The sequence below is a fragment of the Micromonospora sp. CA-248089 genome (genome assembly GCF_050948515.1).
GTDB lineage: Bacteria > Actinomycetota > Actinomycetes > Mycobacteriales > Micromonosporaceae > Micromonospora.
Genome location: NZ_CP192016.1, coordinates 5598262 through 5614722, shown reverse-complemented (window position 1 = coordinate 5614722; position 16461 = coordinate 5598262). Strand labels below are relative to the sequence as shown.

14 protein-coding genes are annotated in these 16461 nt (G+C 72.0%); 7 read left to right on the top strand and 7 right to left on the bottom strand.

All coding sequences use genetic code 11. The annotated features are described in order from the left end of the window. Nucleotides 1-7 precede the first annotated feature (7 nt). The gene (locus tag ACQP26_RS26235) at nucleotides 8-946 is read right to left on the bottom strand and encodes an ABC transporter permease (RefSeq protein ID WP_433494258.1); all 939 of its coding nucleotides are present in this window, start codon (nucleotides 944-946) and stop codon (nucleotides 8-10) included. Nucleotides 947-1035: 89 nt separating this feature from the next. Further along, a complete protein-coding gene (locus tag ACQP26_RS26230) occupies nucleotides 1036-2634 on the bottom strand; it encodes a peptide ABC transporter substrate-binding protein (protein ID WP_433494257.1) in 1599 nt (532 codons plus the stop codon). Nucleotides 2635-3025: 391 nt separating this feature from the next. On the opposite strand from ACQP26_RS26230, the gene ACQP26_RS26225 reads away from it, so the two are divergent. Further along, nucleotides 3026-3889: a bifunctional methylenetetrahydrofolate dehydrogenase/methenyltetrahydrofolate cyclohydrolase gene (locus tag ACQP26_RS26225; protein ID WP_433494256.1), complete on the top strand. Its 864-nt coding sequence runs from the start codon at nucleotides 3026-3028 to the stop codon at nucleotides 3887-3889. 98 nt (nucleotides 3890-3987) lie between these two features. Beyond that, a complete protein-coding gene (gene mdh, locus ACQP26_RS26220) occupies nucleotides 3988-4938 on the top strand; it encodes a malate dehydrogenase (protein WP_120573187.1) in 951 nt (316 codons plus the stop codon). Between the two features lie 121 nt (nucleotides 4939-5059). Here mdh and ACQP26_RS26215 read toward each other — a convergent pair whose 3' ends face one another. After that, nucleotides 5060-5890 (bottom strand): MBL fold metallo-hydrolase, encoded by an 831-nt coding sequence (locus ACQP26_RS26215; protein ID WP_433494255.1) that lies wholly within the window; start codon nucleotides 5888-5890, stop codon nucleotides 5060-5062. A gap of 139 nt (nucleotides 5891-6029) precedes the next feature. Here ACQP26_RS26215 and ACQP26_RS26210 point away from each other — a divergent pair, with 139 nt between their 5' ends. Further along, the gene (locus tag ACQP26_RS26210; RefSeq protein WP_120573189.1) at nucleotides 6030-7247 is read left to right on the top strand and encodes an NADP-dependent isocitrate dehydrogenase; all 1218 of its coding nucleotides are present in this window, start codon (nucleotides 6030-6032) and stop codon (nucleotides 7245-7247) included. A gap of 313 nt (nucleotides 7248-7560) precedes the next feature. Here ACQP26_RS26210 and galT read toward each other — a convergent pair whose 3' ends face one another. The 4 genes from galT to ACQP26_RS26190 all read right to left on the bottom strand — a co-directional run bounded on the left by galT (nucleotide 7561) and on the right by ACQP26_RS26190 (nucleotide 12800). After that, nucleotides 7561-8634 (bottom strand): galactose-1-phosphate uridylyltransferase, encoded by a 1074-nt coding sequence (gene galT, locus ACQP26_RS26205; RefSeq protein ID WP_281579781.1) that lies wholly within the window; start codon nucleotides 8632-8634, stop codon nucleotides 7561-7563. Further along, entirely contained in the window at nucleotides 8631-9419 is a 789-nt protein-coding gene (locus ACQP26_RS26200; protein WP_281579782.1) for a DeoR/GlpR family DNA-binding transcription regulator, read from the bottom strand. The genes galT and ACQP26_RS26200 overlap by 4 nt, the downstream gene beginning before the upstream one ends. 175 nt (nucleotides 9420-9594) lie before the next feature. Next, entirely contained in the window at nucleotides 9595-11124 is a 1530-nt protein-coding gene (cysC, locus tag ACQP26_RS26195; RefSeq protein WP_269704106.1) for an adenylyl-sulfate kinase, read from the bottom strand. A gap of 128 nt (nucleotides 11125-11252) precedes the next feature. Further along, nucleotides 11253-12800 (bottom strand): glycosyltransferase family 2 protein, encoded by a 1548-nt coding sequence (locus tag ACQP26_RS26190; RefSeq protein WP_433494254.1) that lies wholly within the window; start codon nucleotides 12798-12800, stop codon nucleotides 11253-11255. Nucleotides 12801-12997: 197 nt separating this feature from the next. On the opposite strand from ACQP26_RS26190, the gene ACQP26_RS26185 reads away from it, so the two are divergent. The 4 genes from ACQP26_RS26185 to ACQP26_RS26170 are packed head-to-tail and all read left to right on the top strand — an operon-like array spanning nucleotide 12998 to nucleotide 16449. Continuing rightward, on the top strand, nucleotides 12998-13912 hold the full coding sequence (locus ACQP26_RS26185) for an ABC transporter ATP-binding protein (protein WP_013288493.1): 915 nt from the start codon (nucleotides 12998-13000) through the stop codon (nucleotides 13910-13912). Continuing rightward, entirely contained in the window at nucleotides 13905-14783 is an 879-nt protein-coding gene (locus ACQP26_RS26180; RefSeq protein ID WP_269704108.1) for an ABC transporter permease, read from the top strand. Before ACQP26_RS26185 ends, ACQP26_RS26180 begins: the two co-directional genes overlap by 8 nt. After that, nucleotides 14780-15739 (top strand): ABC transporter ATP-binding protein, encoded by a 960-nt coding sequence (locus tag ACQP26_RS26175; protein WP_269704109.1) that lies wholly within the window; start codon nucleotides 14780-14782, stop codon nucleotides 15737-15739. The genes ACQP26_RS26180 and ACQP26_RS26175 overlap by 4 nt, the downstream gene beginning before the upstream one ends. Beyond that, nucleotides 15739-16449, top strand: coding sequence for an ABC transporter permease subunit (locus tag ACQP26_RS26170; protein WP_269704110.1), 711 nt, complete (start codon nucleotides 15739-15741; stop codon nucleotides 16447-16449). The genes ACQP26_RS26175 and ACQP26_RS26170 overlap by 1 nt, the downstream gene beginning before the upstream one ends. The last annotated feature ends 12 nt before the right edge of the window (nucleotides 16450-16461 follow it).

Here is a 16461-nt window from a genome sequence, read left to right as displayed (position 1 = left end):
GCTGCGCTCACTCATAGCGGATCCTCGGGTCGAGGACGGCGTAGAGCACGTCCACCACCAGGTTGGACAGCAGGTAGACCACGACGAGCACGCTGACGATGCCGACCACCAGGGGGCCGTCCTCGGTGCGGATGCCGCGGAACAGGTTGAAGCCGACGCCCGGGACGTTGAACACGCCCTCGGTGATGATCGCGCCGCCCATCAGGTTGCCCAGCTCGACGCCGAGGAAGGTGACCACCGGGATGAGCGAGTTGCGCAGCACGTGCACGCCGACGATCCGGCGTCGCCGCAGGCCCTTTGAGCGGGCGGTCCGGACGTAGTCGGCGCGCAGGTTCTCGGTCACCGAGGTACGGGTCAGCCGCAGCGCGGTGGCCAGGGACAGCGACCCGAGCACGATGCCGGGTAGCAGCAGCGCGTAGAAGGACGGCTGGGCGCCGGCGGTGGGCGGGAAGACCGGCCAGCGTACGCCGAGGAAGTACTGCGCCAGCGGGGCCAGCACGATGGTGGGGATGCCGAGCACCAGCAGCGTCAGTACGAGCGTGGCGTGGTCGAACACGCCGGAGCGCCGGATCGCGGCGATGACGCCCGCGGTGACCCCGAAGATCACGGTCACGGCCATCGCGATCACGGCGAGCTTCAGGGTGACCGGCCAGGCGGCGGCGAGGATGTCGCTGATCTGCCGCCCGGTCAGCGACTGCCCGAGGTCACCCCGGACCAGGCCGCCGAGGTAGTCGAAGTAGCGGTAGAAGAAGCCGCCGACACCTGTCGCGTCCAGATGGTACTTCTCGGTCAGGTAGGCCCGCTGCGCGGCGGTCACCGGCCGCTCTCCGGCGAGGGCCTGGATCGGGTCTCCCTGCCCCGCGAACATCAGCGCGTACACGATCAGAGTGGTCCCGAAGAAGGCGAGGACCATCTGGAGCAGCCGCCGCAGGATGAACCGGAACATGCTGGCAAGTCTGCCGAAAGCGGCCGAAATGCGTGCCAATGCGAGGGCCGGGCCACCCGGTGGGGGTGGCCCGGCCCGTCAGCAGGGTGTCAGGCGCGTTCGATCTTCAGCAGGTCCACCCGGTCGAAGAGGTCCACGTGGACGTTCTTGACCTTGGTCGAGTGGCCGAAGTTGTTCTGCCCGTACCGGAGCGGGATCACCGGCATGTCCTGCGCGAGCAGGTCCTCCGCCGCCTGGTACTTCTGGATCGCCTCGTCCTCGGTCGCCGCGCGGGCGCCCTCGGCGAGCAGCTTGTCGAACTCCGGGTTGCTGTAGCCGTAGTAGTTCGACGAGCCGGTGCTGCTGTACAGCGGGCCGAGGTAGTTCTCCATGGACGGGTAGTCCATGACCCAGCCCATCCGGAACAGGCCGACCGGCTGCTTCTGCTTCAGCTTGGTCAGCAGGTCCGCGAACTTCGGCTCGGCGGTGCCGACGCACTCCACATCCAGGTTGGCCTTGAGCTGGTTGCAGGTCGCGTCGATCCAGTCCTTGTGGCCGCCGTCGCCGTTGTAGGACAGCTCGATCTTCTTCGGGCCGCCCGCGGCCTCGTACGCGGCCTTGGCCTTGACCGGGTCGAACGCGCCCGCGGTGCCGATGGTGTTCTCCCGGTAACCGGCCACCACCGGCGAGACGAACGAGCGGGCCGGCTGCTGCGAGTCCTTGAAGATCGACTTGGTGATCTCGTCGCGGTCGATCGCCATCGAGATCGCCTTGCGCACCTCGGGCTTGCTGAACTCCTCCTGGAACGTCGGGAAGGCCAGCACCTGCAGCGACGAGGCGGGGCTCTGCTGGAAGCGGTCGCCCAGGTCGGTCGCGGCGGTGGACAGGTTCTCGGTCGGGATCGTCTTGATCACGTCGAGGTTGTCCGACAGCACGTCCGCGTACGCGGCGGTCGGCTGCTGGTAGATGCGGAACTCGACGCCGCCGACCTTGGGCTGCTGGCCCGGGAACGCGTCGTAGCGCTCCACCTCGACCTTGGCGTCGTGCTGCCAGCTGCCCTTCATCTTGAACGGGCCCTGGCCGATCGGCGCCTGCTCGTAGCCCTCGGCGAGCACGCCCGGCGCGGAGAAGGCCGCCTTGGGCAGCGGGTAGAAGGCGGTGTAGCCGAGCATGGACTTGAAGTCCACGTACGGCTGGCTGAGCGTCACGGTGAAGGTCAGGTCGTCGACCTTCTTCAGGCCGCTCATCGTCGTCGCCTTCGGGTTCTCGCCCTGAAGGTCGTCGTAGCCGGCCACCTTCTCGAAGAAGTAGCTGGAGTTCTGGCCGTTCGGCGCGTACGCGCCGTAGTTCCAGGCGTCGATGTAGTTGTCGGCGGTGACCTTCTCGCCGTTGTGGAAGGTGTAGCCGGGCTTCAGCTTGACCGTCCAGACCTTGTTGTCCGACGTCGTCACCGAGTCCGCCGCCACCTCGTGCGGCTTGTTCGCCTCGTCGTAGTCGACGAGCGGGCTGAACAGGGCCGACAGGACCTGGGAGCCGCTCGTCTCGTTGGTGTTTGTGGGCACCAGGTGCTGCGGCTCGGCGATCTCGATCCGCACGGCCGCGTCGGAGTCGCCGGCACCGCCGCCGCCACCGCCCGAGCCGCAGGCCGTCAGGCCCAGCGTCACCGCGAGCGGGAGCGCGGCCCAGGCCGCGAGCCTACGAACACGCATGGGGGTCTCCTCATCTCCTCACGCTGCGCGGTCGTCCCGACGCTGGGTGACTCTGCGCAACGAGCGGTAACGGTAGGTCGCGATCCGGCCGGTCGACAACATTCGCGTGGTCAATCGATGACGGATCGTGTTCGCCAGGCGTTGCCGCTGCCGGATCTGTCTGCTACGCGTGGACTTCACCAGGCCTTTTCTTCGCCGACGCTGAACCGATCAGAGCGCTACGGGTGGCCCTGGGGCGTCCGTCCCGATCGTCAGGTGCCTGCCCCCAAGGGTGCTGACGGCCCGGCGCGTCACCGTGACTGGTCACTCTCGGTGATGTATCGCACGTTGCGCAGCGTGATCGTCAGCCGTCGTCGTCCGGGTCCGTCCGCGGCCGTGAGACGATCACGACGTGACGGCGACGATCCTGGACGGCAAGGCCACCGCGGCGGAGATCAAGGACGAGCTACGAGCCCGGGTCAAGGCGCTCGCGGAACGCGGCATCACCCCCGGCCTCGGCACGGTACTGGTCGGGGAGGACCCCGGCTCCCAGGCGTACGTCAACGGCAAGCACCGCGACTGCGCCGAGGTGGGCATCGCCTCGCTGCGGGTCGCGTTGCCGGCCGACGCCACCCAGGAGCAGCTCGACGCGGCGCTCGCCGAGCTGAACGCCGACCCGGCCTGCCACGGCTACATCGTCCAGCTCCCGCTCCCCGGCCACCTCGACACCCAGCGCGCGCTGGAGTCGATCGACCCGGACAAGGACGCCGACGGGCTGCACCCGGTCAACCTGGGCCGGCTCGTCCTCGGGTACGACGGGCCGCTGCCCTGCACCCCGCGCGGCATCGTGGAGCTGCTGCGCCGGCACGACGTGCCGCTGCGCGGCGCGAACGTGGCAGTCGTCGGCCGGGGCAACACGGTCGGCCGCCCGCTGGGCCTGCTGCTGACCCGGCGCAGCGAGAACGCCACCGTGACGCTCTGCCACACCGGCACGCTCGACCTGGCCGCGCACACCCGCGCCGCCGACGTCGTCATCGTCGCCGCCGGGGTGCCGGGCCTGCTCACCGCCGACATGATCAACCCGGGCGCGACGGTCGTGGACGTCGGCATCACGCGGGTCATCGGCGAGGACGGCAAGGGCCGCTACACCGGCGACGTGGACCCGGAGGTGGCCGAGGTCGCCGGCAAGCTGGTGCCGATGCCCGGCGGTGTCGGCCCGATGACCCGGGCGATGCTGCTGACGAACGTGGTCGAACGGGCCGAGCGGACCGCCTGACGCCCACGCAGGTCATAACCGTCCGCCCCTGGCCCGATCGGTGCCAGGATGGCTGATACGGTCCGGAAAACCGACTGGTATCAGGGAGTGGGACGACCATGGGTAAGAAGGTCACTGTCGTCGGCGCCGGCTTCTACGGCTCGACCACCGCACAGCGCCTGGCCGAGTACGACGTCTTCGACACCGTTGTGATCACCGACATCGTGGAGGGCAAGCCGGCGGGCCTCGCGCTCGACCTCAACCAGTCCCGCGCGGTCGAGGGCTTCGAGACCAAGGTCGTCGGCGTCACCACCGGCCCGAACGGCGAGGGCTACGACGCCATCGAGGGCTCGGACGTCGTCGTCATCACCGCCGGCCTGCCGCGCAAGCCGGGCATGAGCCGGATGGACCTGCTGGAGACCAACGCCAAGATCGTCCGGCAGGTCTCCGAGAACGTCGCCAAGTACGCCCCGAACGCCGTCGTCATCGTGGTGTCCAACCCGCTCGACGAGATGACCGCGCTGGCCCAGCTCGCCACCCAGTTCCCGAAGAACCGGGTGCTCGGCCAGGCCGGCATGCTCGACACCGCCCGCTTCACCAACTTCGTCGCCGAGGCGCTGAGCGTACCGGTGAAGTCGGTACGGACCCTGACGCTCGGCTCGCACGGCGACACCATGGTCCCGGTGCCGTCCAAGAGCACCGTGAACGGCAAGCCGCTGCGTGACGTCATGCCGGCCGAGCAGATCGAGGAGCTGGTCGTCAAGACCCGCAACGGTGGCGCCGAGGTCGTCGCGCTGCTCAAGACCGGTTCCGCGTACTACGCCCCGTCCGCCGCCGCGGCCCGGATGGCGAAGGCCGTGGCCGAGGACTCCGGCGCCGTCATGCCGGTCTGCGCCTGGGTAGACGGCGAGTACGGCATCTCCGGCGTCTACCTGGGCGTCGAGGCCGAGATCGGCGCCGAGGGCGTGAAGCGGGTCGTGGAGACCGACCTGGACGCCGACGAGCTGGCCGCGCTGAAGGAGGCCGCCGAGGCCGTCCGCGCCAAGCAGGGTGACGTCGCCAGCATGTGACGCCCGTCCCATCGCGTCGAAGGCCCGTCGGCTTCGCCGGCGGGCCTTCTGCCGTCCCGCCCGCGCCCGTCCCCCGTCCTCCCCGTCGATCATGAAGTTGACGGCGGAAAAGGAGATCAACTCACCGGCCAACCTCATGATCGACGGCGTGAGGCGCGGGTGTGGGGCGCGGGGTGGGGTGGGTGGTGAAGGGGGCGGTCAGGTGGGGGGTGGCCAGGACGGCGGGGGAGAGGGTCGCCAGCAGGTGCTGCCGGGAGCGGCGGGCCGTGGCCGGGTCCTCCTCGTGGGCGTACGCCAGCGCCGGGTCGACCAACTGGATCGCGTGCACCAGCAGGTCGCCGGTGACCAGGAGGCGCTCGTCGTCCGCCTCGACCAGCACCGACTGGTGACCCGGCGTGTGCCCGGGGGTGTGCAGCAGTCGTACCCCCGGGGTGAGGGGCGTGTCGCCGTCGACCACCCGCAGCCGGCCGGCGGCGCGCAACGGCCCCAGCAGCCGGGCCGGCAGGTCCGGGTGGAACAGCTCCAGCGCGTCCACCTCGGCGCGCTGGACCAGGTGGTCCGCGTTCGGGAACAGCGCGCCGGCCCAGCCCACGTGGTCGGTGTGCAGGTGGGTGAGGACCACGGTGCGGACGTCGGCCGGGTCGATCCCGGCGGCGGCCAGCTCGGCCGGGAGCCGGCCCGGGACCGGCGCCCAGCTCGCGGCGAGCGAGCCGGCCGGGCCGCCGGCGTCGACAAGCGTGACCGGCCCGTCGCCGGCCCGCACCGCGAACGCGCGGAACCGCAGCCACCAGCGGCCGTCGCCGGTGACGGCGCCCGGATCGAGCCGGTCGGCAGTCGCCCAGTGCGCCCGGGTGGCGTCGGGAAACGCCTCGCCGCGGGGCTGGAAGAAGGGCCCCTCGCCGTCGGCCAGCGCGGTGACCGTGATAGACCCGAGGGTGCGGCTGTGCGGCATCGGACGATGATGCCAGCGGCCCGAGGCGCGGCGCAGCCCGCTTTTCCGGCGGCCCACCCGGGCCGCCTGGGGACTGCCGGCCAGTTTCCAGTACGCTCGTACTGCTTGAGCACGTGTCCCCCGAGAGGAGCGCCGGCCGATGGCGAAGATCAAGGTAAACAACCCGGTCGTGGAGATCGACGGCGACGAGATGACCCGGATCATCTGGAAGCAGATCCGGGAGCAGCTGATCCTGCCCTACCTCGACGTCGACCTGCACTACTACGACCTGTCGATCCAGCACCGTGACGCCACCGACGACCAGGTCACCGTCGACGCCGCCAACGCCATCAAGGAGCACGGCGTCGGCGTCAAGTGCGCCACCATCACCCCGGACGAGGCCCGGGTGGAGGAGTTCGGCCTGAAGAAGATGTGGCGGTCGCCCAACGGCACCATCCGCAACATCCTCGGCGGCGTGGTCTTCCGCGAGCCGATCATCATGTCGAACGTGCCGCGGCTCGTCCCGGGCTGGACCAAGCCGATCATCATCGGCCGGCACGCGCACGGCGACCAGTACAAGGCCACCGACTTCGTCGTTCCCGGCCCGGGCACGGTGACCATCACCTACACCCCGGCCGACGGCGGCACCCCGATGGAGATGGAGGTCGCCAACTTCCCCGGCGGCGGCATCGCCATGGGCATGTACAACTACGACGAGTCGATCCGGGACTTCGCCCGCGCCTCGTTCCGGTACGGCCTGGACCGCAACTACCCGGTCTACATGTCCACCAAGAACACCATCCTCAAGGCGTACGACGGCCGGTTCAAGGACATCTTCGCCGAGGTGTTCGAGAACGAGTTCAAGGCCGAGTTCGACGCCGCCGGCCTCACCTACGAGCACCGGCTGATCGACGACATGGTCGCCGCCGCGCTCAAGTGGGAGGGCGGGTACGTCTGGGCCTGCAAGAACTACGACGGTGACGTGCAGTCCGACACCGTCGCGCAGGGCTTCGGCTCGCTCGGCCTGATGACCTCCGTGCTGCTCTCCCCGGACGGCCGCACCGTCGAGGCGGAGGCCGCGCACGGCACCGTCACCCGGCACTACCGGCAGTACCAGAAGGGCGAGAAGACCTCGACCAACCCGATCGCCTCGATCTACGCCTGGACCCGGGGCCTGGCCCACCGGGGCAAGCTGGACGGCACCCCGGCGGTCACCGAGTTCGCGAACACGCTGGAGAAGGTCATCGTGGACACCGTCGAGGGCGGCCAGATGACCAAGGACCTCGCGCTGCTCATCTCGCGGGACGCCCCGTGGCTGACCACCGACGAGTTCATGAACGCGCTCGACGAGAACCTGGCGCGCAAGCTCGCCGCCTGAGTGTAAGGAAGGGCCCCCTCTTAACGCCTCGCGTTGTAGAAGGGGCCCTTTTTAACACCTCGGGCCGGTCGGGACGGGCGTGACTTCGCCCGGTGCGCCCTCGTTGACAGGGTGGACGAGATGCCAGTCGCGTCCAGGAAGGTGGGCCGTGGCCGCGCGCCGGCCGGCCGATCTTCGTGGCTGCTCAGCGCAGCCAGCCGTCCCTTCCCTGCGGGGGGTCCTGTCCCGGGCCCCCCGCGCCCCCATGCGCGCGCCGCGGTGGTTAAGAAGGGGCCCTTCCTCTACCGCAGGCGTTAATAAGGGGCCCTTCCTTTCACGCGGTGCGGAGCAGTTCGGCGGCTCGCTCGGGGGCGATGTCGTTGATGAACACGCCCATGCCGGACTCCGACCCGGCCAGGTACTTCAGCTTGTCCTTGGCCCGCCGGATGCTGAACAGCTGCAGGTGCAGGTGGCCCAGCTCCCTGTCGATCCGTACCGGCGCCTGGTGCCAGGCCGCGATGTACGGCATGGGCAGGTCGAACAGCCCGTCGAAGCGGCGCAGCAGGTCCAGGTAGAGCGGCCCGAACGCGTCCCGCTCGGCGTCGTCGAGCGCCGGGATGTCCGGCACCGGCCGGTGCGGCGCCACGTGCACCTCGAACGGCCAGCGGGCCGCCGCCGGTACGTACGCGGTCCAGTGCTCGTTGCTCGTCACCACCCGTTCCCCGGCGGCGCGCTCGGCGGCCAGCACGTCGGCGTAGAGGTTGCCCCCGGTGCGGTCGGCGTGCCGCCGGGCGGCGGCGAGCATGGTCCGGGTGCGCGGCGTGACGAAGGGGTACGCGTAGATCTGCCCGTGCGGGTGGTGCAGCGTCACTCCGATCTCCACGCCGCGGTTCTCGAACGGGAAGACCTGCTCCACGCCGGGCAGCGCGCTCAGCGCCGTGGTGCGGTCGGCGAGCGCGTCCAGCACCGTTCGCACCCGTCGCGGCGAGAGGCGGGCGAAGGAGGCGTTGTGGTCGTCGGTGAAGCAGACCACCTCGCACTTTCCGCGTCCGGGGCGTACCGGGGTGAACGGCGTGATCTCGGCCGGCTCGTCGGCCACCCGCTGGCTCAGCGAGGGGAACCGGTTCTCGAAGACCACCACGTCGTAGTCGGGCGCCGGGATCTCGCTGTGCCGGTCACCGCGGGACGGGCAGAGCGGGCACTGGTCGGCCGGGGGCAGGAACGTGCGGGTCTGGCGGTGCACCGCCACCGCCACCCACTCGTCGGTCAGTGGGTCGTACCGCAGCTGCGAGGCGGGCGGGGGAGGGGGCAGGTCCCGCCGGTCCGGCTGGTCGCGGACCGCGTCGTCCCGCTCGTCGAAGTAGATCAGCTCGCGGCCGTCGGCCAGTGCGATCTGCGTACGCTTCACTCCGCCCCCCTCGTCGTGGGCACCGTCACCAGCTCGCCCACCCTGTCCTCGAGTACCCGTCGGGCCTCGGGTGCCAACCGGTCGTCGGTGACCAGCACGTCCGCCGCGTCCAGCGGCACGATCGACGAGATGCCGACGGTGCCCCACTTGGTGTGGTCGGCGAGCACCACCAGGCGGTCCGCCGCGGCCACGAGCGCCCGGTTCGTGTCCGCCTCCATCAGGTTGGGCGTGGTGAAACCGGCCCGTTCGCTGATCCCGTGCACGCCGAGGAAGAGCAGGTCCAGGTGGAGCGCGGCGATCGCGGCCACGGCGAGCGGGCCGACGAGCGCGTCCGACGGGGTGCGGACGCCGCCGGTGAGCACCACCGTCTGGTCCGGCCGGCCACCGACGTGCAGGGCCTCCGCCACCGGAAGCGAGTTCGTGACCACTGTGAGGCCGGGCACGTCGACCAGTCGCCGGGCCAGTTCGGCGGTGGTGGTGCCGGCGGAGAGCGCGATGGCGGCGCCGGGCCGGACCAGTCCCGCGGCGTGCTCGGCGATGGCGGCCTTCTCGGCGGACTGGCGGACGGACTTGGCGTGGAAGCCGGGCTCGTCGGTGGAGCCGGGACCGGCCGGTGTCGCGCCGCCGTGCACCTTGGCGAGCAGGCCCGCCTCGTGCAGCGTGTCCAGGTCGCGCCGGATGGTCATGTCGGAGACGCCGAACTCGGCCGCGAGCTCGGTGACCCGGACGCCACCGGCGCGGCGCAGTCGTTCCAGGATGGCCGTCTGCCGCTGCCGCGCCAGCATCCCCGGCTCACCTCCGCGCCTCACCGACTCACGTGGGCACTCCACGCGGTCGAACGTGTTCCAACAAAGACGAACACTACCGCGCAACGAGGGGTGATGCGAGACCGCCGCCGTCCGGAAGCCGGACGACGGCGGTCGAGGTGCTCACAGGCCGGACGCGTCCGGCGTCAGGAGGTCAGGCGGGCTGGAGGCGGGGCTCCACCCAGCCGGTCTCGGTGAGGTGCTCCATCACCTTCCCGATGGCCTCCTCGACGCTCAGATCCGAGGTGTCGACCACCAGGTCGGCGTCGGTGGGCTCCTCGTACGGGTCGTCGATGCCGGTCATCCCGGTGATCAGACCGGCCCGGGCGCGGGCGTACAGGCCCTTGCGGTCACGCTGCTCACAGACCGCCAGCGGCGTCGCCACGTGGACCAGCAGGAACCCCGCCCCGGCCGTCTCGGCCATCTCCCGGGCGGTGGCGCGGGCCGCCGCGTACGGCGCGATCGGGCAGCAGATGCCGACGCCCCGGTGCCGGGCGATCTCCGCGGCCACCCAGCCGATCCGGCGGACGTTGAGATCCCGGTCGGCCTTGCTGAATCCCAGCCCGGCGGAGAGTTCGCGCCGCACCACGTCGCCGTCGAGCAGCGTGATCGTGCGGTCGCCCTGCTCGCGGAGCACGTCGGCCAGCCCACGGGCGATCGTCGACTTGCCCGAGCCGGACAGCCCGGTCAGGAAGATCACCAGGCCCCGGTGCCGCCGCGGCGGGCGCGCCCGGGTCAGTTCCTTCGCCACCGCCGGCGGCGTGTGCCACTCGGGCAGCGGGAAACCCCGGTCCAGCAGGTCGTCGATCTCCTGCGTGCTCAGCGCCAGCCGCCGGTTGCGGGGCGGGATGTCCTCGCGCCAGCGCCACTGCCCGTCCCGGTTGTCGTAGGCCAGCTCGCGCGGCACCAGCACGCGCAGGCCGGCACCGGAGAGCATGCCCTCGGTGGAGAGCAGGTGGGTCACCCCGTACGCGGCGGCGACCCGGGCCCGCAGCAACGCGTCGCTGATCTCGTCGCGTCGCCGGGCCAGCGGCACCGCCACGAGCGTGGCCGGGGGCATCCGGTCACGCGCGGCGAACACGCTGCGCACCAGCGCCTCGGCCGGCAGCCCGGCGATCGACTCCTCGCCGATCGGGATCATCACCAGCAGGTGCGCGCCGAGCGTCCGGGCCGCGTGCGCGATCTGCGCGAGCTGCGGCCGGTGCAGCGGGCGGTCGGCGAACACGCCGAGCACCCGGCCCGGCGGCAGCAGTCCGCGTACCTCGTCGGGGCCGCGCCGCAGCCGCTGGAACGGCCCGTGGCCGCCGTCGCCCAGGCGGCGTACCGCGCCGCCGACACCCACCATGCCCTCGCGGCCCGGCCAGACGTCGGTCACGTCCATCGCCGCCACGGGTGCGCCCTCACCGTCGGTGAGCACCACCGCACGGCGGGTCGGGTCGGCCGGGTCCAGCCCGTCGGCGAGCGCCGCCGGCACCTGGAGCGTCACCGGCACCGGCCACGGCTTGCCGTCGGCCAGCCGGCCGCGCCGGTTCAGCGAGGCCAGGTCGGCCCGGCTCATGAAACCGGTGAGCGGTGCGTACGCCCCACTCAGCAACAACTGGAGATCGGCCAGCTCAGCGGGCCTGGGCGCGTACGACGGCGCATCCCGCAGAACGTCCTCGGGCAGCAGCCACCCGTTGCTCATCGAACCCCCAACTCACCGGCCGGCACACAGTTTCGCAGCCCACCGGCGATCGGTCGAGAGCGCCACCCGGCCTCCCGGTGATCGCGTGTCCGGCGACGGTGCCGAGGGCGAACCGGGGTCATCGAATCCTAACGGCGAGCGGCGGCCGGCCGATCGTGCGAACGGCTGCCGGCGCGCGCCGACCGGCCGAGCGCGCGGTCCCGGATCCGCCGGACCGCGCGACGGAGCCGGGACCGGAGCCGGCGCGGGTCCTCCACCCGGGGCACGCCGCCGTCGGCCGGGCAGCGCACCACGATCGGCAGGCGGGCGTCCAGCGCCCAGCCGGCCTGGATGACCCGGGCCCGGACCTCCCAGGTGCCCCGGGTCCGGCCACCGTTGAGTGTCGCGAAGTCGACGGTGGCGGTGCTGCGGTGGCGTACCTCGCCGGCCTCGGCCCGCTCGGTGGTGGCGGCCACCGGCAGGAAGAACTCCTCCCGGGTCTCCCGCCGGCGGACGACGACATCGGTCCTCGCCCCGCCCGCCCGCATCACGACCCCGGCCGGTACCGCGTCGGCCACCGGGAGCACCGGCAGCCCCTGGTCGTCGAAGCGCAGCGGCTCGTCACCCGCCCGCAGGCCGGCGGAGACGGCGACCGTCAGCGTCCGCCCGTCGATCCGCCAGCTGTCGACGGCGGCGTGCGGCCGGACGCTCACCTCCCACTCCGCCAGCCGGCGCAGGTCCGCCACCCGGCCCTGCGCGGCGAGGTGCGCGATCACCTGGAACATCGGCGGGAGCCCGGCGACCGCCTCCGGCGGGAAGCGCTCCTCGACGAGCCGGCCCACCTCGCCGGCCACCTGGTCGGCCCACTGCTCCGGCGCGCTCAGCAGGGTCTGCCCGCGCAGCCGGCTCAGCATCTCCTTGCGCAGCCAGCGCCGCTGCAGGCGGAGGCGGGTCGCGGCGGGCGACCGGTTCGCGTCCACGATGTCCAGCGCCTCCCGCAGCGCCGCGTAGTACTCGGCCGGGTCCATCCGGGTGGCGGTGACGTTGCCCGCGTCCGCCCGGCGGACGTGGTGGTAGCAGGGGTGGTCGGCCAGCACGCAGACGCGCCCGGCCAGCAGGTAGGCCGCCGCCATCAGCCGGTGGTCCTCCAGGCGGCGCGGGTGGCCCTCCGGGAACCGCAGCCCGTGCCGGTCCAGGAAGGACCGCCGGAACAGCGCGTGGCAGGTCATGCTGTCGGCCAGTGGCGCGTCCGCCAGCGTGACGCCGAACCGGTTCTCCCGGAACAGCTCCCGCGGTACGCCCCGCCGGTGCCCGACCATCCGCCCGATGACGATGTCCGCGTCGTGATCGCGGGCGCAGGCGTGCAGGCGGGCCAGCGCGTCGTCGCCGAACCAGTCGTCGTCGTCGGCGAAGAAGACGTACTCGCCGCGCGCCTCCTCCAGCCCCCTGTTGCGCGGATGCGACGGCCAGCCCGAGTGCTCCAGGTGCAGCACCCGTACGTGCGGGTCGGCGGCGGCCAGCTCGTCCAGGCGCTGCGGGGTGCCGTCGGTCGACCCGTCGTCGGCGAAGATCACCTCGTACGAACCGGGCGGCAGCCCCTGCTTCGGCAGCGACGCGACGAGCGGATCGAGGTTCGCGCCGCAGTTGTACGCGGGCACCACCACGCTCACCATCGGCCGGTCCGTATCGTCGGTCATGCCGCCCCCCGTCGAGTCGCCTCACCCGGTGGCAGCATCCCGGAGCGGTCGCCGCCCCGCTACCCCGTCCCTTCACCCAGGAGGCCCGGACGTCCGGAGGCCCGGACGCCACCTAGGGGCCGCAACGGCCGAGGATCAGGGGATCGCAGGGGTCAGGACGGGCTCCGGCGAGGCATCCGAGTTCTACGCTGAACGGCGTGACACTGCTCGCGACCGAGTCGCTGACCAAGACGTACGGAGGCCGGGTCACCGCGTTGGCCGACCTCACCGTGTCGGTCGAGCCGGGGATCATCGGGCTGGTGGGCGCGAACGGCGCCGGCAAGTCCACTCTGATCAAGATCCTGCTGGGTCTGCTCCCGCCGACCAGCGGCCGGGTACAGGTGCTCGGCCTCGACCCCACCACCGACCCGGCCGCGGTCCGCGCCCGGGTCGGCTACATGCCCGAGCACGACGCCCTCCCGCCCGACCTGTCCGCCGCCGAGCTGGTCACCCACCTGGGCCGGATCAGCGGGCTGCCGCGCACCGTCGCCCGGGAACGGGCCTCCGAGGCGCTGCGCCACGTCGGTCTGCACGAGGAGCGGCACCGGGCCGTCGGTGGCTACTCCACCGGCATGAAGCAGCGGGTCAAGCTCGCCCAGGCGCTCGTACACGATCCCGACCTGCTGTTGCTCGACGAGCCGACGAACGGCCTCGACCCGGCCGGCCGGGACGCCATGCTCGCGCTGATCCACCGGATCGGCACCGAGTTCGGCATCTCGGTGGTGGTCTGCTCGCACCTGCTCGGCGAGGTGGAGCGGATCTGCGACACGCTCGTCGCCATCGACGGCGGGCGGCTGCTGCGCGCCGACCGGGTGTCCGCCATGACCACGGCCACCGACGTGCTCGCCGTCGAGGTGAGCGAGGGCACCGAGGAACTGGCCGCCCGGCTCACCGCGCTCGACCTGCCGGTGACCCGCGACGGGCGGCTGCTGCTCGTCCCGCTCGCCGACGACGCCACCTACGACCAGATCCTCGGCGCGGTCGCCGAGCTGGACCTGCCGCTGCACCGGCTGGACCAGCGACGGCACCGGGTGGCCGAACTCTTCGCCGCGAGGGAGCCCAGCCATGTCTGACGCGACCGGGGTCATCCACGACATCGGCTACCAGCGCTACACCGGCCCGCGGCTCGGCCGCCGGCAGGTCTTCGGCGCGCTCTACCTGCACGGCGTGCGTACCGTCTTCGGGCTGGGCCGCAGCGCCAAGGCCAAGATCTTCCCGTGGCTGGTGGTTTCCGTGGTCACCGTGGTGGCCGCCGGTGTCACAGCGGTGCGCAGCCAGATCGGCGAGGTGGTGATGACGTACGCCCAGTTCGCCGACGCGATGAGCTGGCTGGTCATCTTCTTCGCCGCGGTGGCCGCGCCCGAGCTGGTCTCCCGCGACCTGCGCAGCGGCGTGCTGCCGCTGTACTTCTCCCGGCCGCTGCCGCGCGGCGACTACGCGCTGTCCAAGTTGCTGGCGCTCGTCACCGCGCTCTGGCTGCTGCTCGGCGGCCCGCAGCTGGTGATGTTCCTCGGTGCCGCGTTCACCACGAACCGGGGCGTACGCGGGGTGTGGGACGAACTGCTCGACCTGCTGCCCGGGCTGCTCTACGCCGGGCTCTGGGCGGTGGTGTTCGCCTCGATCGCCCTGCTCGTCGCCTCGCTCACCGGCAAGCGCGCGTTCGCGGCCGGCGGCATCGTGGCGGTCTTCCTGATGACCACGCCGGTGGTCGGCGTGCTGTCCATCCTGCCCTCGCAGACGATCAACGAGCTGGCCTTCGTGGCCTCCCCGCCGACGCTCGTCGGCGGCGTGGGCAACTGGGCGCTCGGCGACCGGCTGACCCAGGGACGCGGCGGCATGCCGATCGGCGACTTCGGACCGGTCTACGCCGTGGCCGCCGTGCTGCTGGTCGCCGCCTGCGTCAGCCTGCTGCTCCTGCGATACCGGAAGGTGGCCGCCCGATGACGGCGATCAGCACCCAGTCGACGGCCGGCGCGCCCGCCGCCGCGACGAGCACGCTCGACCTGGCGGGCGTGTCCCGCTGGTACGGCAACGTGGTGGCGGTGAACGACGTCACCATGCGGCTCGGTCCCGGCGTGACCGGCCTGCTCGGCCCCAACGGCGCCGGCAAGACCACGCTGCTGCACATGATGGCGGGCTTCCTGTCCCCGTCGCGCGGCACCGTGACGCTGGACGGCGAGCCGACCTGGCGCAACCCCGCCGTCTACCGGCGGCTCGGCCTGGTCAGCGAGCGCGAGGCGGTGCACACGTTCCTCAGCGCGTACGAGTTCGTGCTCGCCAGCGCGAAGCTGCACCGGCTGCCCGACCCGGAGGCCGCCACCCGGCGGGCGATCGAACTGGTCGAGATGGAAGACGCGCAGACCCGCCGGATCGGCACCTACTCCAAGGGCATGCGGCAGCGCACCCGGGTCGCCGCCGCGCTCGTGCACGATCCGCAGGTGCTTCTGCTCGACGAGCCGTTCAACGGGATGGACCCGCGCCAGCGGCTGCACATGATGGCGCTGCTGCACCGCCTCGGCGACGCGGGACGGACCATCCTGTTCAGCTCGCACATCCTGGAGGAGGTCGAGCAGGTCTCCGGCACGGTCCAGGTGATGGTGGCCGGCCGGCTCGCCGCTTCCGGCGACTACCGGACCATCCGCCGCCTGATGACCAACCGGCCGCACGTCTTCGCGGTCCGCTCCACCGACGACCGGGCGCTGGCGGTGGCGCTGATGGCCGAGGCGTCGGTCTCCGGCGTCGAGCTGGACCGTACCGGCCTGACGGTCAAGGCCGGCGACTACGGCGCGTTCACCCGGGCACTGCCCCGGATCGCGCTCCGGCACGGCATCCGGGTCCGGCAGCTCCTGCCGGAGGACGAGTCGCTGGAGAGCGTCTTCTCGTATCTGGTGGAGGCATGATGTCGACAGTCACCTGGATCACCGCGCGTGGCCTGTTCGGCCGGAGCCGGTTCCTCATGCTGCTGCCGTTGCCGCTGGTCCTGATCGGCTTGGCGGTGCTGTGCCGGTCGCTCGGCGTCGACCCCGGTGAGTGGGGCCCGCCGGTGCTCGTCGGCCTCGGGCTCGCGGTGGTGCTGCCGGTGGTGGCGCTGATCGTGGGCACCGGCGTGCTCGGCGCGGAGATCGACGACGGCACCGTCGTGCACATTCTCACCAAGCCGCTGCCGCGTTGGCAGATCGTGCTGCCGAAGCTGGCGGTCGCGGCCGGCGTCACAGCGGTCACCGTCGGCATCCCGATCTACGTCGCGGGCGTGCTCGCCGATTCGGTACGCCTCGGACTCGCTCTGGTCGCCGCCTCGGCGGCGGGCGCGCTGGCGTACTCGGCGCTGTTCCTGGCGCTGAGCCTGGTGACCCGGCGGCCGGTGCTGCTCGGCCTGGTCTACGTGCTGATCTGGGAAGGGCTGCTGGGCCGGTTCGTCGGCGGCACCCGGGTGCTGTCGATCCAGCAGTGGGTGATCGCCCTGGCCGACCGGATGGCGCCGACGCCGCTGCTCGGCACCACCGTCTCGGTGCCGGTGGCGGCGGTGCTCACCGCCCTGGTGGCGGTCGGGTTCACCGTGCTGGCGATCGACCGCCTGCGCTCGTTCAGCGTGGCCGGCGAGACGAGCTGAACCCCCGGGGCG

Excerpts from the sequence above, each read along its gene's own strand:
- ACQP26_RS26235 (WP_433494258.1), bottom strand. The coding sequence starts at position 946 with ATGTTCCGGTTCATCCTGCGGCGGCTGCTCCAGATGGTCCTCGCCTTC.
- ACQP26_RS26230 (WP_433494257.1), bottom strand. The coding sequence starts at position 2,634 with ATGCGTGTTCGTAGGCTCGCGGCCTGGGCCGCGCTCCCGCTCGCGGTG.
- mdh (WP_120573187.1), top strand. The coding sequence starts at position 3,988 with ATGGGTAAGAAGGTCACTGTCGTCGGCGCCGGCTTCTACGGCTCGACC.
- ACQP26_RS26215 (WP_433494255.1), bottom strand. The coding sequence starts at position 5,890 with ATGCCGCACAGCCGCACCCTCGGGTCTATCACGGTCACCGCGCTGGCC.
- ACQP26_RS26210 (WP_120573189.1), top strand. The coding sequence starts at position 6,030 with ATGGCGAAGATCAAGGTAAACAACCCGGTCGTGGAGATCGACGGCGAC.
- ACQP26_RS26200 (WP_281579782.1), bottom strand. The coding sequence starts at position 9,419 with ATGCTGGCGCGGCAGCGGCAGACGGCCATCCTGGAACGACTGCGCCGC.
- cysC (WP_269704106.1), bottom strand. The coding sequence starts at position 11,124 with ATGAGCAACGGGTGGCTGCTGCCCGAGGACGTTCTGCGGGATGCGCCG.
- ACQP26_RS26190 (WP_433494254.1), bottom strand. The coding sequence starts at position 12,800 with ATGACCGACGATACGGACCGGCCGATGGTGAGCGTGGTGGTGCCCGCG.
- ACQP26_RS26180 (WP_269704108.1), top strand. The coding sequence starts at position 13,905 with ATGTCTGACGCGACCGGGGTCATCCACGACATCGGCTACCAGCGCTAC.
- ACQP26_RS26175 (WP_269704109.1), top strand. The coding sequence starts at position 14,780 with ATGACGGCGATCAGCACCCAGTCGACGGCCGGCGCGCCCGCCGCCGCG.
- ACQP26_RS26170 (WP_269704110.1), top strand. The coding sequence starts at position 15,739 with ATGTCGACAGTCACCTGGATCACCGCGCGTGGCCTGTTCGGCCGGAGC.